We start from the raw sequence: 22207 nt of genomic DNA, 5'->3' as shown, positions 1-22207 counted from the left end.
CTCAGCGGTTCGGCGTACAGGGGGCGGCGCCGTGCCGCGCCTTCCAGGAGACCACCCGGCCGGCGCTCTCGGTGACCCGCTGGGCGAAGGCCGGGTCGCGCTCGGCGCGCTGGCGTACCGCGGTCACCATCTGTCGCTGGATCGCCGGGTCGCCGTTGATCACCACGTCTCCGCCGGCCTCCACGAAGCGCACCGCGCGGTCGCCGGGGCTGACCTGAGCGACCTGCTTGGCCGCGCCCAGGTCGTCGGAGATCACTACGCCGGTGAAGCCGAGGTCGCCGCGGATCATCTCGGTGACGATCACCTTCGAGAAGGTGGCCTGCCTGCCCGGGTCGATCTTCGAATAGATCGCGGTGGACACCATCACCAGGTCGGCGCCGGCGGCGATTCCCGAGCGGAACGGGCCGAGGGTGGCGTCGGTACGCGTCGTCTGGGTATCTGCGACGCCCGCCTGCAGATCGGTGTTGCCGCGGACCCGCCCAAGGTTGGGGAAGTGCTTGACGCTGGTCGACACGCCGGCCGCGGTCATCCCGCGGGCGAACGCCGAGGACTTCTCCTCGATCACCTTCGGGTCGCTGCCATAGCCGCGACGCAGGGCGCCGATCGGCTGGTTGGCGGTGCCGACCTCGCTCGGCACGGTGTCGGTCACCGGAGCCAGGTCGACCTCGATGCCGGCGGCGCGGAGCTGTTCTGCCCAGCCGCGGGCGCGGCGTTCCAGCTCGTCGTTGGGCAGTTTGGCCTGCTCGGTGGCCGAGGGGATCGTGTCGAAACCAGCGCCCTTCAGCCGCTGCACCTGGCCGCCCTCCTGATCGGCGGCGAGCAGGGGGCGTACGCCCTTCGGCGCGACCGCGGCGGAACGGACCTGGTCGGTCAACCGCTTCACGCCGGCCTGGCCGGCAGAGGTGTTCTCCAGCAGCAGCACGCTGCCGGTGTGGGTCTCCCGGAGAATCGTCCGGAACTCCTCGTCGACCGGTGCGTTGGCGCCCTTGCCGACCATGAACAGCTGGCCCACCTGCTCGGGCTGGGTCAGGGAACGGGCCAGGTCGGTGCACGCGGCCACGGTCGGGCTCTGGCTCGGCGGCTGGCCGGGTGGCGCGGTTGACGAGGCCGCCGGGGCCGCGGTCATGGTGGACGCCGGGCCGCCGGCCGCCGGGCCGGAACTCGGCGGCGTACCGCAGGAGGTCACGGCCAGAACGAGCAACAGCAGACTGGTTCCTGGGCGCTGCATGGGAGCCACCCTAACGAGCTATCCCGTGGCCGGGCCTCACTCGTCGACCGGGCCTCACTCGTCGACCGGGCCTCACTCGTCGACCGGGCCTCACTCGTCGACCGGGTCGGGCTCGCGCTCGTAACCCTCCAGCGGCAGGGACAGCAGCGCGTTCTCGACCACCTCGGTGAGCGCGGGGTGGATCCAGTACTGACCACGGGCCATCTCGCGGGCGGTCAGGCCGGTGCTCATCGCCTGGATCAGCGGTTGGATCAGCGTGGACGCCTGTTCGCCGATCAGGTGGGCGCCGAGCAGCTTGCCGGTGTGCGGGCAGGCGAGCAGCTTGCAGAACCCGTCGCGGTCCTCCATCGCCCAGCCGTAGGCGACCGAACCGTAGTCCTGCACCGCCTTGACGTAGTCCCGTCCCTGCTCGCGCAGCTGCTGCTCGGTGGCGCCGACGGCGGCCACCTGCGGGTGGGAGAACACCGCGTGCGGGATGGCGTCGTGGTTGGCGGGGATCAGGTCGTCGGGGTGCAACAGGTTGTGCTGGACGACGCGGGTCTCGTGGTTGGCGACGTGCTTGAGCTGCCACGGCGAACAGACGTCGCCGAGGGCGAAGATGCCGTCGGCGGTGGTGCGCTGATATTCGTCGACCTTGACATAGCCGCCCTCGGTCACCTCGACCCCGGTCGCGGACAGGTTCAGCCGGTCGCTGTTCGGGATCCGCCCGGTCGCGTTCAGCACCACCTCGGCGCCGTATTCGTATTCGATGGCCTCGGCGTCGCTGGCCACCACCAGTACGCCGCCCTCGTCGGGCTCGAGGCGGGTCAGGTGCTGGCCCAGGCGGACCGGGATGCGTTTGGACATCAGCCTGGTGAACCGCTGGGACACCTCCTCGTCCTCCTGGCGCAGGAGCGCGTTGGAGCGGTTCACGATGGTCACCTTCACCCCGAAGGAGGCGAACACGTGGGCGAACTCGGCGGCGATGAACCCGCCGCCGATGATCACCATGGTGCGCGGCAGGGTGTCCAGCCGCATGATCGTGTCGGAGGTGTGCACCGTCACCTGGTCGGCGCCGGGCACCTCGAGCGCGTGCGGGCGCGAACCGGCCGCCAGGACGTACCGGTCGGCGGTGATCTTGCCGCCCGCCACGCCGAGGGTGCGCTCGTCGACGAAGCGGCTCTCACCCTCGAGCAGGGTGATGTGCTCGTTGCGGATCCGCCAGTCCCGTCCGGCGCTGGAGATCGCGTCGATCCGCCCGAACACGCGATCGCGGATCTTCGGCCAGTCCGCGCTGCCCGGGGCCAGGCGTACGCCGAGCCGCTCGGCCTCCACGTGGGCGTACGCCAGGTCGGCCGGGCGGACGAACATCTTGGTCGGGATGCAGCCGACGTTGAGGCAGGTACCGCCGAAGTGGCCCTGCACCCCCGCGTCGACCAGGGCGACCTTGAGGTGGTTGAACCGTTCGTCGAGCAGGGAGTTCCCGGACCCGGAGCCGATCACGCACAGGTCGAAGTGGGGCAGATCCATGGACCCATCCTGCCATTGCGGTCGGGCTCGCCGGCGGATGGTCACCGACTGCCACTCATCCGGCTGAGGGGGCCGGATTCGGGTGGTTTCCGCGGTTGAGTGGCAATCGGTGACCAGGCTCGGGGATCTATTGTTGGCGCCATGCCGACCTACGCCGTGCACTACACCTACATCGACGACGCCGCGGAGCGGGACCGGGTCCGTCCGGCGCACCGGGAGTTCCTGGCCGAGCTGCCCGAGCTGCTCGCCGCCGGCTCCTACGCCCCGCACGAGGACCCGGGTGCCTTGCTGCTGTTCCGCGCCGACTCCCCCGAGGCGCTGGACCGGGCGCTGGCCGACGACCCGTTCCGCACCGAGAACGTCGTGACGGCGATGCGGATCGTCGAGTGGCGCCCGGTGCTCGGCCCGGCCTCGGAGCAGCTCACGTCCCACTAGGGTGGCGCCCATGAGCGTTGTTTCGGGGACGTCCTTTCCGTTGCGTGGTACCGCCCTGGTGACCGGGGCCTCCGCCGGGCTCGGCGCCCAATTCGCCGATTTCCTGGCCCGCAGCGGGATGGACCTGCTGCTCACTGCCCGCCGCAAAGAGACGCTGGACGCGCAGGCCAAGCGGCTGCGCGAGCGGCACGGGCGCCGGGTCAGCGTGCTGCCCGCCGACCTGACCGCCGCCGCCGCCCGGATCCGGCTGCTCAAGGAGGTCGACGACCTGGGCACCCCGATCAGCGTGCTGGTGAACAACGCCGGCTTCGGCAGCGCCGGCCGCTTCGTCGAGCACGACACCGACCGGGTCACCCGCGAGGTCGAGCTGAACTGCGTGGCCCCGACCCACCTGGCGCGGCACCTGCTGCCCGGGATGTTGGAGCGCGGCTACGGCGCGGTGGTCAACGTGGCGAGTGCTGCGGCGTACCAACCGATCCCGTCGATGGCGGTGTACGCCGCCACGAAGTCGTATCTGCTGAGCCTGAGCCAGGCGTTGTGGTCCGAGACGGCCGGGACCGGTGTCCGCGTGGTCGCGGTGTGCCCCGGCCCGACCGACACCGACTTCTTCGTCAACACCGGCGAGCCCGACGCGATGACCTGGCGGCGTACCCCCGAGCAGGTGGTGCAGTCCACCTTCCGCGCGCTCTATCGCAACCAGCCGAGCGTGGTCGACGGCGGCGCCAACGCGGTGCTGGCCAAGCTGTCGCAGATGCTGCCGGTGCGGATCGTGCTGCCGATCAGCAAGCTGTACGCCCAGCCGCGCCGGCGGCGCTGAGGCTCAGACGAGCGCCGGGATCGGGAACCCGTTGCGGCCGGGAAACTCCGGCGCCAAGGTGCGGGCGTTCGGCATCTTCAGCCAGGTCGGTATCCGGATAGCGGTCGACGGGCAGTCCGCGCAGCACCGCGAAGCCGCGCCCGTTCTCGAGTTCGTCGGCGTACGCCTGCAGGCGGCTCGAGAGGGTGGGCAGGGGGAAGTCGTCGCGGGTCAGCCGGGGCGGCGTACGCCCGGCGTCGCGGACGTGGGCGAGGGCCCGGTCGAGCTCGTCGAGCTCGTCGGCGCTGAGCACGTGCAGCCAGTCGGTGACCCCGGCCAGGTCAGCGCCGCGCCAGGTGGCCGGTCCGGTCAGCGGTTGCTTGACGATCATGCTCACGCCCCATTGTCCCGCGGCGCGTACCGGTCAGGGGTGTGTTCCGCTGCTGCGCACGCTGATCAGGTGCCAGCACCAGAACAGCCCGCCGGCCGCGAACACGCACAGCGAACCGATCGCGAACTGCAGCAGCGAACCGGCCACGTGCGGGGCGACGAAGGCGGTCACCGCGGCCCCGAGCAGCAGTTGCAGGAAGCCGGAACCGGAGGCGACCGCGCCGCGCCGGTCGGGGAAGTGGTCCATCATCCGGAGCTGGATCGCGGGCAGCTGCATCATCATCCCGAACGACATCACCCCGATCCCGAGCACGGCGAACGGCAGCGGCGGGGCGTGCAGCGCGGCCTGCAGCACATTCAGCAGGGCACCGATCAGGGCGACCACGAAACCGAGGCTGATCACCTTGTCCCGGCTCCAGTGGGCGGCCAGCCGACCGGAGGTCCAGGAGCCGGAGATGATGCCGATGATCAGCGGAACGAACAGGATCCAGAAGTCCCGCTCCCCCTTGCCGAGCAGGTTCACCACGAACAGCGGCGCCCCGCCGATGTACGTGAACACCCCACCGAAGCCCAGCCCGGCGGCCAGCGCCATCCGCAGGAAGCTGAGGCTGGTGAGCACGCCGGACAGCGACTTCAGCACCCGGGTCGGGTGCAGGGGCGTACGCCGTTCGCGCGGGTGGGATTCGGGGAGGGAGGCGGCGCTGATCAGGCACACCACGCCATAGACGGCGAGGAACCAGAAGATGACCGGCCACGGCCCGAGCTTGAGCAGCCAGCCGCCCAGGATCGGGGCTGCCGCCGGGGCCAACCCGAAGATCATCTGCACCTGCCCCATTGCCCGCTGGGCCGCGGGCCCGGTCATCAGATCCGGGATCACCGCTCGGGCGACGATCGTGCCACCGCCGGCGCACAGGCCCTGGATAGCGCGGAAGAACAGCAGCACCGGCAGGCTGGGCGCCAGCGCACAGCCGACGGAGGCCAGCGCGAAGACCGCGGTCGAGGCGATGATCACCGGGCGGCGGCCGAGCGCGTCGGACAGCGGCCCGTGGAACAGGCTCATCCCGGCGAAGGCAAGCATGTAGACGCTGGTCACCTGCTGCATCGCGGCGGCGTCCACCTGGAACTGCACGCCCATGCTCTGGAACGCGGGGAAGATGGTGTCGGTGGTGAACGGGCCGAACATCGACAGCAGGGCCAGGATCAGCGTGACCCGCAGACCTGGGTGCTCGGAACGGCGCTCGCCCTCGTCGTGCGTCTCTTCATCGCCCGGGCCGGGCGCCGCGCTCACTTCGCGTAGGAGTGCAGGCCAGAGACCAGCAGGTTGATCCCGACGAAGTTCCACCAGAACGAGACCATCCCGATGATCGCGATGATCGCGGCCCGCTTGCCCTTCCAGCCGGCGGTCGAGCGGGCGTGCAGATAGCAGGCGTAGATCACCCAGGTGACCAGCGACCAGGTCTCCTTGGGATCCCAACCCCAGTAGCGGCCCCAGGCGTACTGGGCCCAGATGGCGCCCGCACAGATCACGAAGGTGAACAGCGGGAAGGCGAAGGCGAGCAGGGAGTACGCCACCGTGTCGATCTTCTCCGCGCTCGGCAGCTTGGCCAGGTAGCCGCGGATCACCTCGTTGCGCTGCTCGGCTCGGGAGCGGATCAGATAGAGCACCGAGGCAGCACCGCCGACGGTGAACGCGGCCCCGGCGATGGTCGCGGCGAGGATGTGGAAGGCGAACCAGATCGAGTGCAGCGAGGGTTGCAGCGGGCCGATGTCGACGTAGAAGACGGTGACCGCCAGGCCGAGCGCGATGGTCGCGAACATGGTCACCGGCAGCCCGAGCCAGCGCATGGTGAAGCGGGTGGCGGCGACCAGGTACGCGGTCACCGCGAAGATCATCGAGGTGGTGGAGAACTCGTACATGTTGCCCCACGGCAGCCGGTCGGCCGCCAGCCCGCGGAGCACCACCCCGATCACGTTGCAGATCAGTGCGACCACGGTGAGCGCGATCCCGATCCGGCCGAACTTGTCGGTCCGCAGCCGGTCCTTCTCCGACTCGCCCTGCTCGGCCGGTGGCGGGTCCTGCGGAGCCTCGGTGTCGGCGCCGGCGGCGCCGGCCCCGACGAGCACCCGGTCCCGGAGCCGTCGGCGGCGCACCACCGGGGCGCTCGCGTTCTTCGCCGAGGCCCACTCCGCGGCGTGTGCGAACACCGCCAGCAGGTAGACCACCGCGGCGGTGACCATCGCCAGCATCGAATAGTTGCTGTAGTCCATTGCGTCCTCCCAGCCGCCAATCTAATCCGTCTTGCCGTCTTCGACCGCATCGGCCAGTCCGAGGACATCGTCCTCCAGCCCGGTCCGGGCATCGGCCCGGTCCAGGCCGGCGACCTCGGCGGTCCCGTCCGGGCGTACCCGGATCCAGAGCCGGCGTGGCCGGACGAACAGCGACAGACACAGCCCCGCGACGCCGATCATCACCGAGGTGAGGGTGAGCCACATCCCGGGAGTGCTCGAGACCTGCAGGGTGACCCAGCGCTGGTAGCCGTCGAAGCTGATCGAGCCGCGGCCCTCGGGCAGCGTCCAGGTCTCGCCCTGTCTGAGCCGCTGGCGCAGCAGGTCGCCGTTCGGCCGGGTGAGCTGGGTCATTCCGCGCTTGTCGAGGGAGTAGACGTTCTCCGGTACGCCGTCCTCGACCCGCGGCGGCCCGACCCAGGCGTTCAGGAACAGCGCCGGGTTGTAGGCGTCGGGGAACAACGAGCGTGGCATCGCCGAGTCGACGGGCGCGGTGGGCACGAAGATGCCCTCGAAGGCGAGCCGCTCGGGCCGGGCGTCGGGCGCCTTGACCACGCCGATCGAGTAGAAGGTGCCGTCCTGGGGCAGGAAGATCACCGGACCCGACCAGGCCACGTTGCCCTGGCCGTCGCGGACGGTGACCTTGGGTGCGTAGCCGTGGCCGAGCAGGTGCACCTCGGCGCCGGCGACATCGATCGGCTGGTTCACCTTGATCACCGCATTCCGCGGTGCCGCGCCGGGGCTGTCGACAACGCGCACCAGGGCGGTGAAATCGGTCGGCTGGCCGGTGTTCACCGGCCCGGTCTCGAAGCGCACGTCGAACCGGTCGATCAGCACCGAGAACGGTGGCAGGTCCTGGTCGGTGAAGGCCGCCCCGGAGCGGATGTCGTCGTACTGGCTGAGGTTGTTGGAGAAGCCGCTGCCGACCAGCACCGTCGAGGTGCCGCGATAGCCGAAGAGCACCCCGACCGCGATACCGAGCAGGATGAAGACCAGCGAGGTGTGGAAGACCAGATTGCCAAACTCCCGCAGGTAACCGCGTTCGGCGGAGATGCTGGCGTCGGCGTCGTCGCGCCGGATCCGGAATCTCTTGCCCCGCAGGAATTCCTCGGCCCGATCCAGCGGATCCGCACCGGCGGGGACGATGGTGGAGGCGGGCAGCCGGGTCAGGTTCCGCGGTGTCGGCACCGGCTTCGCCCGGACCGCTCTGGCATAGGTCATGATCCGCGGAATGATGCAACCGACCAGGGACACCAACAGCAGCAGATAGATCGCCGAGAACCAGGGTGAGGTGTAGGCGTCGAAGAAACCGAGCTTGTCATAGATCGCGCCGACCTTCGGGTTCTCATCGAGGTACGCCTTGACCTTCAGCGGCGAGGTGGGCCGCTGCGGCAGCAGACCGCCGGGGATCGCGGCGAGCGCGCCGACGAACAGCAGCGTCAACGCGGTCCGCATCGAGGTCAGCTGGGTCCAGCAGAACCGCAGGAATTCCAACGGGGTAAGGGTTCCCGCGCCACGTTCGGCCAATCAGATCACCGTTCCGAAACTCAGGGCCCACTGCCGGACCACGCCCATCAGCGCGTCCCACCAACCGGTGATCAGCAGGATCCCGACCAGCACCATCATGGCCCCGCCGAGACGCAGCAGCGCGAGCTGATGCCGGCGGACGAAGGCCACCACCGGCTTCATCCGGGTGAACGCGATCGCGGCCAGCACGAACGGGATGCCGAGCCCCAGGGCGTACGCCAGGGAGAGCAGCGCGCCGCGGACCGCGGAACCCTCGTTCAGCGCCAGGGTCAGCACCACCGACAGCGTCGGCCCGATGCAGGGCGTCCAGCCGAGACCGAAGAGCAGTCCGAGCACCGGGGAGAAGGCGACCCCCACCTTCGGCATCCGGTGGATCCGCAGCTCCCGCTGCCCCAGCGGTACCACGCCGGCGAAGATCAACCCGAGCAGGATCGCCAGCACCCCGAGCACGATCGTCAGCGGGCGGGCATAGCTCAACAGTAGCGTGCCCAGGCCGCCGAGCAGCGCCCCGGTGGCGACGAAGAAGAGCGCGAAGCCGAGCACGAAACCCAGGCTGCCGAGCAGCATCCGGTGCCGGCTGCCGCGCTCTTCGATCACGTCGGCGGCGCTCAGCCCGGTGGCGTACGACAGGTAACCCGGCAGCAGCGGCAGCACGCACGGGGAGAAGAACGAGACCAGCCCGGCGAGGACCGCCACCGGGACGGCCAGCAGCAGTGTCCCGCCGGCCGCGTTGGCGGCCCAGTCACCGATCTCGAACGGCAGCATGGCGCCGTTCACTTCCCCGCCGCGGTGTCGTTGACCAGCCCGACCAGGGTGGTGGTGTCGACCGTGCCGATCACCCGAGCCGCCACCCGGCCCTGCGGGTCGATGACCAGGGTGCTGGGGATGCCCGAGGGCGGCAGCTCACCGGAGAACTGCAGCAGGGTGCGGCCCTCGGGGTCGTAGATCGAGGGGTAGGGGATGCCGAAGGTGCGGACGAAGGCCTGCGCGGGGGCCGGGTCGGGGTCGCGGGTGTCGATGCCGAGGAAGACCGCGGTGTCCTTGGTCTGCTGGTAGGCCGCGACCAGATCGGGCGCCTCCTTGCGACACGGCGCGCACCAGGAACCCCAGACGTTGATCACCACCACCTTGCCGGAGTGGGCGGTGGTCAGCTGCTCACCCTCCAGCCCGGTACCGGTGGCGGTCGGGGCGGGCTTGCGCTGGTCGACCGGGACCCTGGTCAGCCCGGTGCTGCCGGCCACGAAGCCCGAACCGCCCCCACCTGAGGACACCGGATTCGCCCCCGCGCAGCCGCTCAGCGCCAGCGCCAGCGCGGTCGCCGCGAGAGCGCTGCGCCGGAGTGGACGCCACCAGTGAGTCGAAGCCACCCCTCAGGCCCCCGCGACGAACTTCTTCGAACGCCGGGTGTCCTTGACCGGGACCAGATCGATGCACGGCTCGGCATAGTCCACCCGGGTGACCCGTCCGTCGACCACGGTGAACGAGGTCAGGCTGGCCAGGGTGCACTGGCGTTTGCGCGGGTCGTGCACCAGAGAGCGGCCCTCGGCGTCGAGCCGGGCCATCCAGATCGGCAGCTGGTGCGACACGATCAGCGCCTCGCGCCCCTCGGCGGCCTGGGCGGCGTCGGCGATCGCCAGCCGCATCCGCTTGACGATGTCCTTGTACGCCTCACCCCAACTCGGGCGCAGCGGGTTGTAGAGCCGGCGCAGCACGCTCGGCTGCAGCAGCTGGGTCAGCTTGCCGGTGAACACCCGCCCGGCGAGCTTGTTGCCGGCCTCGATCACCCGCTCGTCGAGCACCGGTTCGATCCCGTGCAGCTCGGCGATCGGGGCCAGCGTCTCCCGGGCCCGCTCCAGCGGCGACACGCGCAGGTGCACCAGGTCGAACTCGGCGGTGTGCGAGGCCATCCGTTGGGCCATCTGGCGCCCGATGTCGGAGAGGTGGAAATCCGGCAGCCGTTCATAGAGGACGCCGTTCGGGTTGTCGACCTGCCCGTGGCGCAGCAGGTGGACGATGGCCTTCGACATGGTGCGGGAGCTCCTGGAGTTCTGGTCGGCGGTGGTCGGGCGGGGTCAGGCGCGGGAGGCCGCCGCGGCGGCCCTGGGCAATGCCTCAACGATACGCGTCAGCGCCGCATCGTCGTGGGTGTGTGACAGGAACCACCCCTCGTAGGCGCTGGGCGGCAGATAGACCCCCGCGTCCAGCATGGCGTGGAAGAAGGCGGCGAACCGGTCGGTGCGCTGGGTCTTGGCGGTGGCATAGTTCGGGACCGCTGTGACCGACTCGTCGGGGGTGAAGAAGACGCTGAACAGGTTGCCGGCGGCCTGGATCACGTGGGGTACGCCGAACGCGGACAAGGCGTTGGTGACCTCCGCCTGCAGCGCCGCCGAGGTGGCGTCGACGTGGGCGTACACCTCGTCGGTCGCCAACCGCAGGGTGGTCAACCCGGCGGCCACGGCGACCGGGTTTCCGGACAGGGTGCCGGCCTGATAGACGTCACCGGCCGGGGCGAGTCGCTGCATCAGCTCGGCGCGTCCGCCGAACGCCGCGGCCGGGAAGCCGCCGCCCATCACCTTGCCGAAGGTCATCAGGTCGGGGCGTACGCCGTCGAGGCCGAACTGGCCCGAGCGGGACACCCGGAACCCGGTCATCACCTCATCGGAGACGAACAGGGCACCGTTGGCGTGGCAGATGTCGCGCAGGAAGGCGTTGAAGTTCTGCCCGTCATCGCCGACCGCCGGGGGGACCACGCCCATGTTGCCGGCGGCGGCCTCGGTGATCACGCAGGCGATCTGGTCGCCGTGCTCGGCGAAGAACCGGCGTACCGCCTCGCGATCGTTGTATTCGCAGACCAGGGTGTCGGCGGTGGTCGCCGCGGTGACCCCGGGGCTGCCGGGCAGGCCGAGGGTGGCCGCCCCCGAGCCGGCGGCGACCAGCAGCGCGTCGACGTGGCCGTGATAGCAGCCGGCGAACTTCACGATCTTGTCCCGGCCGGTGATCCCACGGGCCAGGCGGAGCACGCTCATCGTCGCCTCGGTGCCCGAGCTGACCAGGCGTACCTCCTCGACCGGCGTACGCCCGATGATCTCCTCGGCCAGCTCGACCTCGGCCTCGGTCGGCGCGCCGAAGGAGGTGCCGTCGACCGCCACCTTGCCGACGGCGGCGAGCACCGACGGGTGGGCGTGACCCAGCAGCATCGGCCCCCAGGAGCAGACCAGGTCGACGTACTGGTTGCCGTCGGCGTCATAGAGGTGGGGCCCCGAGGCGCGCTGGATGAACCGCGGCGTACCACCCACCGACTGGAAGGCCCGGACCGGTGAGTTCACCCCTCCGGGGATCACTCGCTGGGCGCGTTCGAACAGGTCGGCGGATCGGGTCGTCTGCACCCACGCATCCTATCGGCCGGCACCAACGCGCCCCGCCACCCGGGAACCGGCCTGATCGCCGGGTTGGCCATCGGCGTGGTCGGTGCCCTGATCATGCTGATCCATGCAGGCCTTCGGGCGGCGTCGCCGGATCGGGGTACGCCACCATGAGCGCGGGCTGGTCGTGCTCGACCGGCGCACGGTCGTGGCCGGGCGCTGGCGCGAGCTGCTGGTCAGTGAGCGGGAGTTCCCGCGGCGTACCAATCGGTGGAACGTGAGCGCCAACGGCAGCAGGATCGAGATCACCGACAACACGTGGTCGGACGTCACCCTCTATGACCAGCGCTGGCGGGAGCTGGACAAGCTGGTGCTCGACGACGGAGACCTGCTGCAGCGGATCCTCGCCGGGTACGCCCGGGTGGAGCTGAGTTGAAACCCTGCCCCGCTGCTCCGGGAGGCTCAGGGGGCCTCGCCGACGGGCACCTGCTGGGCCAGGTAGTTCTCGATGCCCACCCGCGCGATGGCGTCCAGCTGGCCCTCGAACCAGTCGGCGTGCCCCTCCTCGTCGCGGGCCATCTCCTCGAAGACGGCGGCGCTGGCGTGGTCGCCGAGCTCGTGGCACTCGTTGGCGGCGTCGTTGAACTGGTCGACCGCCTTGTATTCCCAGTCTCGGGAGAGTTCGAGCATCTCCTTGGGCTCCTCGCCCACCTGGAGCGGGTCGAGCTTCTGCAGGTTGGGGTGCCCGTCGAACAGCAGGATGCGCTCGATCAGCGCGTCCGCGTCCTTCATCTCGCCGATGGACAGCTCATAGAAGACCTTGCCCAGCTTGCCGAATCCGCGATTGTCGAGGATGCGCGCGGTCAGGAAATAGGAGTTGATCGCGGTGAGTTCGGTGGTCAGCGCTGCGTTCAGCAGCTCTACTACGCGGGGGCTACGCGGCTTCATCGGTCTCCTCGAGGCTGTGGTCCTGGGGGCCACAATAGCGCTCGAGGATCGCCCGGATGGACTCGTGACAGCCGCCGCAGCCGGTACCGGCCTCGGTCATCATCCCGACCTGCTCCACCGTCTGCGCACCACGGTGACAGCTGGCCGCTACCTCGCGGTCGCTCACCACTTCACAGTGACAGACGATCATGCAGGTAAGGCTAACCTGACCGACTCGGACTTGTGAACCCCTCGCTACAGATTGTTTCGTTTCCCACGCCCCCATCCCCCCCAACTTTGTCAGTGTCATGCCCCGCGTGAGGGCTCGCGCACCCACGCCCCCGGGGCTCCGGACCGGGTAAAACCGCTAAAGGGATTGGGGCGGGCGCCGCGGGGAGAGCGGGAGGAAGTCCGCATGACAACTGACAAAGTGCGTCCAAGGGGTGAGCCACACTTGGCGGGCGAATGCCCCCGCCCTATATTCGCATTGCCTATCGACCAATAGGGATGAGGAATATCCATGACAGCGGCTTCAGTGACGAACCCCCCGCAGACCGACGTGCGCGTACGCAAGGTGTCGGAGAGTCTCGGCGCGCTCGTCGAGGGCGTAGGCCTCAGCGGGGACCTGCCCGAGCCGACCGTGGCCGCCATCCGCGCCGCCCTGCTCGAGCACCGGGTGCTGTTCTTCCGGGGGCAGCAGCTCGACGACGAGAGCCACCGCGCCTTCACCGGTCGGCTCGGCCAGCTCACCCGGTCGCACCCGACCGTCGGCGGCCTCGACGATCACGGGGCCCTCACTCTGGACGCCCGCGACAGCAAGGCGAACGCGTGGCACACCGACATCACCTTCCTCGACCGGGTGCCCGCGATCAGTGTGCTCCGCCCGCTGGTACTTCCGCCCTACGGTGGGACGACCACCTGGGCAAATGCGGTGGAGGCGTACAAGCGTCTGAACCCGGGTCTGCAGGCGATGGCCGATCGACTCTGGGCGGTGCACACCAACCAGCACGACTATGCCCAGTTCCGCGGCCAGGTCGCCGACCCGCCCACCGACGCGCGCAGCCGGGCGTACCAGGACACGTTCAACTCCAGCCGGTTCGAGACCGAGCACCCGGTGGTGCACGTGCACCCCGAGACCGGCGAGCGCAGCCTGCTGCTCGGCGCGTTCGCCAGCCACCTGCTCGGGGTCTCCCGGGTCGACTCCGATGCGCTGATCGCGCTGCTGCAACGGCACGTGTCCCGGCTGGAGAACACCGTGCGCTGGGACTGGTCGCCCGGTGACGTGGCGATCTGGGACAACCGCGCCACCCAGCACTACGGGGTCGCCGACTATGGGGACGCCGACCGGGTGCTGCGCCGGATGACGGTGGCCGGAGAGGTGCCGGTCAGCGTCGACGGCCGCCGATCCGTGCCGCGCGTGGGCAGCTCTGCCGCCTTCGTCAACGCTGCGTGATACTTGTCCCAGTCGACCCAGCCCGATCCAGGAGCCCGAACCATGACCCTGCACCGCCGATCCTTCCTCGCCGTGGCCGCTGCCGCCGGAGCCGGGGCGCTGGCCGCCTGCGCCGGACCCGGATCGACCGCGCCCAAGGGCGGCGGCCAGCCCGCCGCCACCGGCAAGCCCGAGGGCAAGGTGTCGTTCGCACACTGGCGGGCCGAGGACCGGGCCACCTTCGACCAGCTCGGCAACGCGTTCGCCGCCGCCACCCCCGGCGTAACGGTCGCTCAGGACATCACCCCGTCCAACGACTATCAGTCCCAGGCGCTGAATCGCTTGCGTGGCAGCAAAATCGGCGACGTGTTCCCCACCTTCCGCGGCGCCCAGTTCGAGCAGTTCGTCAAGGCGGGGGTGTACGCCGACCTGACCGGGCAGGACGTGGTGCAGAACTACGAGCCCGCGCTGATCGAGGCCGGCCGCAAGGACGGCAAGCAGTGGGGCCTGCCCTATCAGGTTGTCTTCCCGATGCCGGTGGTCAACCTCGAGGCGCTGCAGAAGGCCGGGCTCAGCGAGGCCCCCGGTGACTGGGACGGATTCCTTTCCATGTTGGAGAAGCTGAAGGGCGCCGGCTTCACCCCGATTGCCTGGCCCGGCGCCGACATCGGCAACGCCGGCCAGCTGTTCAACTCGATGGTGATGAACAACCAGCCCAGTGACGACGCCTGCGCCCAGGTCGAGGCCGGCAAGCTGAAGGCCACCGACCCCTGGTTCGTGCAGACCCTGCGGCAATACGCCCAGCTGCGGCCGTACTTCCAGCCCAACGCCACCGGTACCGGCGCCGAGGCCGCCCAGCAGCTGTTCAGTTCCGGCAGGGCCGCGATGCTGGCCACCGGCAGCTATCAGATCGCCTCCGTGCGCTCGATGGGCGGCAAGTTCCCGGTCGACGTGCTCGCCCCGATCACCACCACCAAGGGCAAGGCGAAATATCAGGGCACCTACAACGCCACCTTCATCCTCGGGCTGAACACCGGCTCGGCCGTGCAACCGGCGGCCAAGGCGTGGCTCGCATTCCTTTCCGACAAAGCGAATGCGACGACGTATGCCAACGCGACGGTGCAGCACGTCACCGTGAAGGGGGTCGACTATCAGAACGCCGACCTCAAGCAGCTCGCCCCGTGGCTGCAGAAGAAGACGATGCTGGCGCCGCGCTTCCAGTTCCTCAACCTGGACGTGCGCAACGCGCTCGAGGGGGCGTGCATCTCGGTGGTCGGCGGCACCTCGCCCGAGCAGGCCGCGGAGAAGGCGCAACAGGTCGTCGCCGAGAAGATCAGGTGAGCCGACGCCGCTCCCCCGCCGATCCGCGGTGGACGATCCACCTGTTCTGGGTGCCGGCGATGGCGCTGTTCGTCTTTTTCTTCGCCATCCCCACCCTGCAGGCGCTGCAATATGCCGTCACCGACTGGGACGGCTATTCGGCGGACTTCAACGACGTCGGCGCGGACAACTTCACCCGGGTGCTGACCGGTGACAGCCTGTTCCGCAACGCGCTGATCAACAACCTCAAATTCCTGCTCGTGGTGGTGCTGCTGCAGACGCTGATGTCGCTGGTGCTGGCGTTGGCGCTGCTGCGCAACACCCGGGTGTCGGTGCTGCTGCGGGCGCTGTACTTCTTTCCGACGATCCTCTCCTCGGTGTCGGTCGCGTTCATCTGGAAGTTCGTCTACGACCCCAGCTTCGGGCTGGCCAACGGGGTGCTCGGCGGGCTCGCCGCCGTTCCGCGTCTGTTCGGGCTCAACGTGGCGGACCCGGCGGTGAACTATCTCGGCAACGACGCCGTGGCGATCTACTGGGTGGCGCTGGCGCAGTGCTGGGCGCACATCGGGCAGATGATGGTCGTCTTCGTGGCCGGTCTGCAGCAGGTGCCCAAGGAGTTCTACGAGGCCGCGGCGATCGACGGGGCGGGCGCGCTCAGCCGGTTCCGGCACATCACCGTGCCGCAGATCGTGCCCTCGCTGACCATCGTGGTGGCGTACACCACCATCCAGTCGTTCAAGGCCTTCGACCTGATCCTCGGCATGTCCGGGATCCCGCCGAAGCAGTCGCTGGACATCCTGTCGACGCGGATCTACACCAGTTACGCCAACTCCCAATACGGGTACGCCGCCGCCGAATCGCTGGTGTTCATGCTGCTGATCGCGCTGATCACGGTGCTGCAGCGCCGCGGACTGGCCGCGCTGGGCCGGGAGGGGCGGGGCTGATGCTGACACTCGGTCGCCGGACCCTGCTGCTGGTCTACACGCTGATCATCGTGGTGCCGTTGGCGGTGGTGCTGTTCGGGTCGGTGAAGACCCAGCAGGAGATGTTCGAGCACCCGTTCGCACCCACCCTCACCCCGCAGCTGGACGGTTATGCGACGGTGCTGGGCAGCGGCGGGCTCGGCCAGGCGCTGTTCAACAGCACCGTGATCACGGTCAGTTCGGTGCTCGCCACCCTGGTCATCGCCAGCCTGGCGGCGTACGCCCTGGCGCGCGTCCGCGGGTGGCTGGGGACCGCCGTGTACGCCCTGCTGATCCTCGGCATGGCGGTGCCGGCGCAGGCGAACATGATCCCGCAACGGGTGCTGTTCGAGGTGCTCGGGCTGCTGGACAGCCGGTTCGGGCTGGTGCTGATCAACGTCGTGGTCACGCTGCCGGTGGCGGTGTTCATCCTGACCGGGTTCATGCGCAGCCTGCCCGGTGAGCTGTTCGAGGCCGCGGCGATCGACGGGGCCGGTGACCTGCGGGTGTTCCGCTCGGTGGTGCTGCCGCTGTCGCTGCCCTCGCTGGCGGCCACGGCGATCTTCCTGTTCGTGATGCACTGGAACGATCTGCTGTACCCGCTGCTGTTCATCCAGTCGCCGGAGAAGAAGACGCTGCCGCTGGCCCTGCTCGGCTTTCAGGGCGAGTTCCTGACCAACTATCCGCTGCTGTTCTCCGGGGTCGTCGTCGCCTCCCTCCCGCTGGTGGTGGCGTACGTCTTCCTGCAGCGCTACTTCATCGAAGGGATGACCGCCGGCACCGGCAAGTAGCAACCCGACTTTGTCAGTTGTTATCCCCTTGTCAACCCTCCCCTCCCGCCTGGTCAGACAGGGGAAAACCGCCAAAGAGATTTCGCGGGGTGCCGCGGGGAGAACGGGCGTACGCCGCTGAGGGCATCGGGCGTTGTGGGGGGCGGAGCCCCTCACGGAGGGCATAACAACTGACAAAGTCGGAGGTCGGCGGGGGGAGAAGTTTGTCAGTGGTTATGCCGGGTGGGTGGTTCGTCCCGAGGCCCCGTGGGTCAGCGGCGGGCGTGTTCGAGGGCCCAGTAGCTGAGGATGATGTCGGCGCCGGCGCGGCGGATCGAGGTGAGGGTCTCGGAGATCGCGCGCTCCCGGTCGATCCAGCCGTTGGCGGCGGCGGCCTCGACCATGGCGTACTCGCCGGAGATGTTGTACGCCGCCACCGGCAGGTCGGTGTGTGCGCGGGCCGCGGCGATCACGTCGAGGTAGGCCAGGGCCGGCTTCACCATGATGATGTCCGCCCCCTCGGCCACGTCGAGCTCGATCTCGCGCAGCGCGTCGCGCAGGTTGGCCGGGTCCTGCTGGTACGTCCGCCGGTCACCACTCAGCGAGGAGTTCACCGCCTCACGGAACGGCCCATAGAACGCCGAGGCATATTTCGCGGCGTACGCCAGGATCACCGTGTCGCTGTGCCCGACCGCATCGAGCGCGGTCCGGATCACCCCGACCTGACCGTCCATCATCCCGCTCGGCCCGACCACGTGGGCCCCGGCCTCGGCGTGCAGCACGGCCATCTCGGCGTACGCCCGCAGGGTCGCGTCGTTGTCGACCAGCCCGGAGTCGGTGAGCACCCCGCAGTGCCCGTGGTCGGTGAACTCGTCGAGGCAGACGTCGCTCATCACCAGCAGCTCGTCACCCACCTCGGCGCGCACCTCGCGCAGCGCGACGGCGAGGATGCCGTCGGGGTCCAGCGCCCCCGACCCGCTTGCGTCCTTCTCTTCCGGCAGCCCGAACAGCATGATCCCGGCCAGGCCGGCGTCGGCACACTCGACCGCGGTCCGCCGCAGCGAGTCGATGGTGTGCTGAACCACCCCGGGCATCGAGGAGATCGCACGAGGCTCGCTCAGCCCCTCGGCGACGAACGCCGGGAGCACCAGCTGGCGCGGCTGCACCGAGGTCTCGGCGATCATCGACCGCAGCACCGGCAGCGACCGCAGCCGCCGCGGCCGCGACACCGGATAGCGCGCGGTCATCGGCTGCGCCTCCTCATCGGCGCCTCGTCATCGGCCGCGCCTCTTCATCGGCGACGGGCGGGCTTGCGCTCCGACGGCTTGCTGACGGTCTCACCTGCCGCGGTCAGCTGGTCGCGCCGCTCGGCAGCGAAGTTGGCGAGCGAGTCGGCCAGCTCCAGCGCGCCCGGGTTCGGCGCCATCACGTCGACCCGCAGCCCATGCTCCTCACAGGTCCGCGCGGTGGCCGGGCCGATCACCGCGATCACGGTGCCGGCGTGCGGCTTGCCGGCGATCCCGACCAGGTTGCGCACCGTCGAGGAGGAGGTGAACACGACCGCGTCGAACCGCCCGGTCTTGATCGCCTCGCGCACCTCGGCGGGCGGCGGGGCCGCGCGGACGGTGCGATAGGCGGTGACGTCCTCGACCTCCCAGCCGAGGGTCGCGAGCCCGGCGGACAGGGTCTCGGTGGCGATGTCGGCGCGCGGCAGGAACACCCGGTTGATCGGGTCGAGCAGCTCGTCATAGGGCGGCCACTCGGCGGCCAGCCCGGCCGCCGACTGTTCGCCGGCCGGCACCAGGTCGGGCTCGATCCCCCACGCCTGCAGAGCGCCGGCGGTCACCTTGCCGACGGCGGCCACCTTCAACCCGGACAGCGCGCGGGCGTCCAGCCCGTAGTCCTCGAGCCGCTCGCGGACCGCCTTGACCGCGTTCACCGAGGTGAACGCGACCCACTCATAGCGCCCCTCGACCAGGCCGCGGACGGCCTTCTCCATCTGCTGCGGGCTGCGCGGCGGCTCCACCGAGATGGTGGGCACCTCCTCGCTGTGCGCGCCGTAGGAACGCAGCCGGTTGGTCATCGGGCCGGCCTGGTCCTTGGTCCGCGGCACCAGCACCCGCCAGCCGAACAGCGGCTTCGTCTCATACCAGGACAGGTCCTCGCGCAGCTCGACCGCGGGGCCGACCATCAGATGTACCGGCTCCTCGGGATCCAGTTGCCGCACCTGCGGGTCGGTCACCGCCTCGGCCAACCCGGCCAGCGGGGTCGCGACGGTGCGCTGCTCGGTGGAACCGCCATAGAAGGTGATCAGGCACCCGTCGGTCTCGCTGCGTCCGGTCGCCAGCACGGCCGCGACGACGTCGGAGAGCAGCCCGGCCAGGGTGGAGACGACCAGTGTCCCGGTGGCCGCCCACTGCGCGGACTGGGCCTTGCTCACCCGGTCACCGGTGGAGACGAAGTGGGTGCCGCCGGCGTTGTGCAGCGGGATTCCGGCATATTCGGGGACCGCGGTCATCGCGGACACCCCGGGCACCACCTCGAAGTCGATGCCGCCACGGACGCAGGCGGCGGCCTCGTCGGCCACCTGACCGTCCAGGAACGGGTCGCCGGCGACCAGCCGCACCACGCGGCCGCCGCCGGCGGCAAGCTTCAGCACCTGCTTGGCGCGCTGGGCGGGCGGCAGCATCTTGCCGGAGGGCTGGTGCGGCAGCACGCTGACGGGTACGCCCTCGGCCACCTTCACCGACGGGTGCTCGAACAGTCCCTGCATCAGCTCGGTGTCGAGCAGCACCGCGCTCGCCTCACCGATCGCGGCGACCGCGCCGAGGGTGAGCAGATCGGGGTCGCCGGGACCGGTACCGACGAAGATGACTCGACCGCGCACGGCCGGCGCCGGCGGAGTGGCCGCGGCCGCGGCCGCAGCCCCGTTGGTCGACGCGCGCGCAGACCTCTTGCGAACCCCAGCTGTGCTCAACGTGATCAACTCGCGATCTGTGTTGTGGGTGGACCTCAAGTCAAGCGCGCAAGCGCCGCTTTGGCCAACTCTCGGCCGAATTCGACGCCCTGCTCCCCCGAGAACGGTCCACCGCCGAGGGTGCGCTCGAGGCGTACCACGTCGTCGGAAGTCGGCCCTGCGGAAGTGCTCACTAAGGTTCTCCCAATAACTGCCGAAAAGGTCAAATCCGCCGACCCGTCGGCGGACGGGGTGCGCCGCACCAGCACCCCAACCGGGGCCAGGCAACCGGCCTCCAGTTCGCGCAGGAACGCGCGTTCGACATCGACCGCCAACCGGGTCTCGGCGTCGTCCAGCCGGGCGATGAGCTCCGGTACGCCCGGCCGGGCGGCCGCGGCGATCTCGACCGCCAGCGCGCCCTGGGCGGCGGCCGGGGCGAGCACGTCGAGCTCGAGGAATTCGTGGGTGGGCAGGGAATCGACCAACCCCAGCCGGCGCAGGCCGGCCGCGGCGAGCACGGTGGCATCGACCGTGCCGCTGCTGACCAGCTCCAGCCGGGTGCCGACGTTGCCGCGGATCGGGCGGAACTCCAGCTGCAGCCCGCGCGCCCCGGCGTACGCCTGCAGTTGCGCCTGCCGTCGCGGGGAGCCCGTGCCGATCACCATGCCGTCGGCGAGTTCGGCCAGCCGGTGCCCGACCAGCACGTCGCGCGGGTCCTCCCGCGGCGGGACCGCGGCGATCACCAGCCCGGGGGCGGGAGCGGTCGGCAGGTCCTTCATCGAGTGCACCGCGACATCGACCGCACCGGAGCGCACCGCGTCGCGGACCGCCACGGCGAACACCCCGGTACCACCAATCTCGGTGAGGTGCCGACGGTCCACATCGCCGCGGGTGTCGATCCCGATCAGCTCGACCTCGGTGCCGAGGGCGCGCAGCCGCTCGCCCACCCATTCGGCCTGGGCCACCGCGAGCGGGGAGCGGCGGGCACCGATCCGGACGACGCCCGCAGCAGCCCCGCTCATCGAGGCTGGCTCACGATGTCGACCATCGCGGCGTCCAGGGCGAACAGTTCGCGCAGCGCGGCGGCATAGTCCGGCGAGTCGGGCAGTGCGGCGAGTTCCTTGACCCGCACCGTCGGCTGGTGCAGCAGCTTCTCCACCACCCGGCGTACCGTCTGCTCGATCTCGTGGCGCTCCTTCTCCCCCAGCCCGGGCATCCGGGCGTCCAGGCGGGCCAGCTCGGTCTGCATCACCTCGGTGGCCATGCTGCGCAGCGCGACCACGGTCGGGGCGACGGCGGCGGCCCGGCGCAGGCCGAGGAAGTCGCCGACCTCGCCGAGCACCAGCGCCTCGGCGTCGGCCAGGTCGGTCCCGGCGGAGGGGCTCTGGGCGAGGGTCTCCAGGCTGACCAGGGCCACCTCGGGCAGTTCGCCGACGGCGGGGTCGACGTCGGCCGGCAGGGCCAGGTCGAGCACCCCGCGGACCGCCCCGGCGATCAGCTGGCCGGGGGTGATCCGCAGGCCGCGGGCCCCGGTACAGGTGATCAGCACGTCGGTGTCGGCGATCGCCGCGTCCAGTTCGGTCAGCGGACGGGCGTGGCCGCCGACGGCCTCGGCGAGCTTCTCGGCGCGGGCGAGGGTCCGGTTCACGCAGACCACGCGGGCGCCGCGCTGGGCGACGGTGTGGGCGGCGAGGGCGGCCATCGACCCGGCACCCACCACGAGCACCCGGGCGCCGGCGAGGCCGACCCCGCTGCCCTCCAGTTCATCCAGTCCGGCCGAGACCACCGAGCGGCCGGCCGATCCGGCGCGGGTCTCGGTCTGCACCCGTTTGGCCACCCGCAGCCCCTGCTGGAACAGCGCGTTCAGCGCGGTCCCGGCGGTACCACCGCGTTGGGCCGAGGCGTACGCCTGCCGCATCTGCCCGAGGATCTGATGCTCCCCGGCGACCATCGAGTCGAGCCCGGAGGCGACCGAGAAGCAGTGGCTGACGGCGGCCTCGTCATAGAAGATCGAGCAGTTGTCCTGGACCAGTTCCACCTCGACCCCGGTGCTGGCGGCGAGCTGGTTGGTGGCGTCGGCCAGGGCACCGTGGAAACGCGACACCGAGGCGTACACCTCGAGCCGGTTGCAGGTGGACAGCACCACCGCCTCGTCGACGAACTCACCGCCGATCAGTTCGCGGCCCAGCGCCTCGGCGGAGTCGGTGTCGAGGGTCAGTCGGCCCAGCAGGTCCATCGGGGCCGTCTTGTGCGACAGGCTCACGACCAGGATGCTCAACTCGGATCCGTTCCTTCGACGTCAGGGAA

General features: G+C 70.2%; 23 protein-coding genes. 7 read left to right on the top strand and 16 right to left on the bottom strand.

Features of this window, described 5'->3' with window-relative positions:
• Position 1: 1 nt before the first annotated feature.
• On the bottom strand, positions 2-1228 hold the full coding sequence (locus CGZ93_RS07145; protein ID WP_094363455.1) for a glycoside hydrolase family 3 N-terminal domain-containing protein: 1227 nt from the start codon (positions 1226-1228) through the stop codon (positions 2-4).
• A 90-nt stretch (positions 1229-1318) separates the two neighbouring features.
• Positions 1319-2731, bottom strand: coding sequence for a mycothione reductase (locus CGZ93_RS07140; RefSeq protein WP_094363495.1), 1413 nt, complete (start codon positions 2729-2731; stop codon positions 1319-1321).
• Between the two features lie 147 nt (positions 2732-2878).
• Between CGZ93_RS07140 and CGZ93_RS07135 the strand changes: the two genes are divergently transcribed.
• Together CGZ93_RS07135 and CGZ93_RS07130 are read left to right on the top strand one after the other, a co-directional pair.
• Positions 2879-3172 carry a YciI family protein gene (locus CGZ93_RS07135; RefSeq protein ID WP_094363454.1) on the top strand — a complete coding sequence of 98 codons (294 nt, stop codon included), beginning with the start codon at positions 2879-2881 and terminating at the stop codon, positions 3170-3172.
• Between the two features lie 10 nt (positions 3173-3182).
• Positions 3183-3989 carry an SDR family NAD(P)-dependent oxidoreductase gene (locus tag CGZ93_RS07130; protein ID WP_094363453.1) on the top strand — a complete coding sequence of 269 codons (807 nt, stop codon included), beginning with the start codon at positions 3183-3185 and terminating at the stop codon, positions 3987-3989.
• On the opposite strand, the gene CGZ93_RS07125 is transcribed toward CGZ93_RS07130, so the two are convergent.
• The 8 genes from CGZ93_RS07125 to hemL are packed head-to-tail and all read right to left on the bottom strand — an operon-like array spanning position 3952 to position 11557.
• Entirely contained in the window at positions 3952-4365 is a 414-nt protein-coding gene (locus CGZ93_RS07125) for a hypothetical protein (RefSeq protein ID WP_094363452.1), read from the bottom strand. The two genes, CGZ93_RS07130 and CGZ93_RS07125, sit on opposite strands and share 38 nt — an antisense overlap.
• Before the next feature lie 27 nt (positions 4366-4392).
• The gene (locus tag CGZ93_RS07120; RefSeq protein WP_229117273.1) at positions 4393-5646 is read right to left on the bottom strand and encodes a multidrug effflux MFS transporter; all 1254 of its coding nucleotides are present in this window, start codon (positions 5644-5646) and stop codon (positions 4393-4395) included.
• Positions 5643-6626: a c-type cytochrome biogenesis protein CcsB gene (gene ccsB / locus CGZ93_RS07115; protein WP_094363451.1), complete on the bottom strand. Its 984-nt coding sequence runs from the start codon at positions 6624-6626 to the stop codon at positions 5643-5645. Before ccsB ends, CGZ93_RS07120 begins: the two co-directional genes overlap by 4 nt.
• A 21-nt stretch (positions 6627-6647) precedes the next feature.
• Positions 6648-8138, bottom strand: a complete 1491-nt coding sequence (gene resB, locus CGZ93_RS07110) for a cytochrome c biogenesis protein ResB (protein WP_229117272.1) — start codon at positions 8136-8138, stop codon at positions 6648-6650.
• Between the two features lie 33 nt (positions 8139-8171).
• A complete protein-coding gene (locus CGZ93_RS07105) occupies positions 8172-8936 on the bottom strand; it encodes a cytochrome c biogenesis CcdA family protein (RefSeq protein WP_094363492.1) in 765 nt (254 codons plus the stop codon).
• Between the two features lie 8 nt (positions 8937-8944).
• A complete protein-coding gene (locus tag CGZ93_RS07100) occupies positions 8945-9538 on the bottom strand; it encodes a TlpA family protein disulfide reductase (RefSeq protein WP_094363450.1) in 594 nt (197 codons plus the stop codon).
• 3 nt (positions 9539-9541) lie between these two features.
• Positions 9542-10198, bottom strand: a complete 657-nt coding sequence (locus CGZ93_RS07095; protein WP_094363449.1) for a histidine phosphatase family protein — start codon at positions 10196-10198, stop codon at positions 9542-9544.
• Between the two features lie 45 nt (positions 10199-10243).
• Positions 10244-11557 carry a glutamate-1-semialdehyde 2,1-aminomutase gene (gene hemL, locus CGZ93_RS07090; RefSeq protein WP_094363448.1) on the bottom strand — a complete coding sequence of 438 codons (1314 nt, stop codon included), beginning with the start codon at positions 11555-11557 and terminating at the stop codon, positions 10244-10246.
• A gap of 103 nt (positions 11558-11660) precedes the next feature.
• On the opposite strand from hemL, the gene CGZ93_RS07085 reads away from it, so the two are divergent.
• On the top strand, positions 11661-11969 hold the full coding sequence (locus CGZ93_RS07085; protein WP_094363447.1) for a hypothetical protein: 309 nt from the start codon (positions 11661-11663) through the stop codon (positions 11967-11969).
• 26 nt (positions 11970-11995) lie between these two features.
• Here CGZ93_RS07085 and bfr read toward each other — a convergent pair whose 3' ends face one another.
• Both bfr and CGZ93_RS07075 read right to left on the bottom strand, forming a co-directional pair.
• Entirely contained in the window at positions 11996-12481 is a 486-nt protein-coding gene (gene bfr, locus CGZ93_RS07080) for a bacterioferritin (RefSeq protein ID WP_094363446.1), read from the bottom strand.
• On the bottom strand, positions 12468-12671 hold the full coding sequence (locus CGZ93_RS07075; RefSeq protein WP_141211120.1) for a (2Fe-2S)-binding protein: 204 nt from the start codon (positions 12669-12671) through the stop codon (positions 12468-12470). The genes bfr and CGZ93_RS07075 overlap by 14 nt, the downstream gene beginning before the upstream one ends.
• Positions 12672-12980: 309 nt before the next feature.
• Between CGZ93_RS07075 and CGZ93_RS07070 the strand changes: the two genes are divergently transcribed.
• The 4 genes from CGZ93_RS07070 to CGZ93_RS07055 are packed head-to-tail and all read left to right on the top strand — an operon-like array spanning position 12981 to position 16965.
• On the top strand, positions 12981-13913 hold the full coding sequence (locus CGZ93_RS07070; RefSeq protein ID WP_094363444.1) for a TauD/TfdA dioxygenase family protein: 933 nt from the start codon (positions 12981-12983) through the stop codon (positions 13911-13913).
• A 42-nt stretch (positions 13914-13955) separates the two neighbouring features.
• Positions 13956-15233: an ABC transporter substrate-binding protein gene (locus CGZ93_RS07065; protein ID WP_094363443.1), complete on the top strand. Its 1278-nt coding sequence runs from the start codon at positions 13956-13958 to the stop codon at positions 15231-15233.
• Positions 15230-16156: a carbohydrate ABC transporter permease gene (locus CGZ93_RS07060; RefSeq protein ID WP_229117270.1), complete on the top strand. Its 927-nt coding sequence runs from the start codon at positions 15230-15232 to the stop codon at positions 16154-16156. Before CGZ93_RS07065 ends, CGZ93_RS07060 begins: the two co-directional genes overlap by 4 nt.
• On the top strand, positions 16156-16965 hold the full coding sequence (locus tag CGZ93_RS07055) for a carbohydrate ABC transporter permease (RefSeq protein ID WP_229117269.1): 810 nt from the start codon (positions 16156-16158) through the stop codon (positions 16963-16965). The genes CGZ93_RS07060 and CGZ93_RS07055 overlap by 1 nt, the downstream gene beginning before the upstream one ends.
• 251 nt (positions 16966-17216) lie before the next feature.
• Here CGZ93_RS07055 and hemB read toward each other — a convergent pair whose 3' ends face one another.
• The 4 genes from hemB to CGZ93_RS07035 all read right to left on the bottom strand — a co-directional run bounded on the left by hemB (position 17217) and on the right by CGZ93_RS07035 (position 22178).
• Complete coding sequence (hemB, locus tag CGZ93_RS07050; protein ID WP_094363442.1) at positions 17217-18191, bottom strand: porphobilinogen synthase; 975 nt, start codon at positions 18189-18191, stop codon at positions 17217-17219.
• A gap of 44 nt (positions 18192-18235) precedes the next feature.
• Positions 18236-19831 carry a bifunctional uroporphyrinogen-III C-methyltransferase/uroporphyrinogen-III synthase gene (locus tag CGZ93_RS07045; RefSeq protein ID WP_094363441.1) on the bottom strand — a complete coding sequence of 532 codons (1596 nt, stop codon included), beginning with the start codon at positions 19829-19831 and terminating at the stop codon, positions 18236-18238.
• A gap of 125 nt (positions 19832-19956) precedes the next feature.
• A complete protein-coding gene (gene hemC / locus CGZ93_RS07040; protein WP_094363440.1) occupies positions 19957-20922 on the bottom strand; it encodes a hydroxymethylbilane synthase in 966 nt (321 codons plus the stop codon).
• Positions 20919-22178, bottom strand: coding sequence for a glutamyl-tRNA reductase (locus tag CGZ93_RS07035; protein ID WP_094363439.1), 1260 nt, complete (start codon positions 22176-22178; stop codon positions 20919-20921). The genes hemC and CGZ93_RS07035 overlap by 4 nt, the downstream gene beginning before the upstream one ends.
• Positions 22179-22207: the final 29 nt, after the last annotated feature.

The organism is Enemella dayhoffiae, assembly GCF_002250625.1.
Classification (GTDB): domain Bacteria; phylum Actinomycetota; class Actinomycetes; order Propionibacteriales; family Propionibacteriaceae; genus Enemella; species Enemella dayhoffiae.
This window is presented reverse-complemented; position numbering and strand designations above follow the sequence as displayed.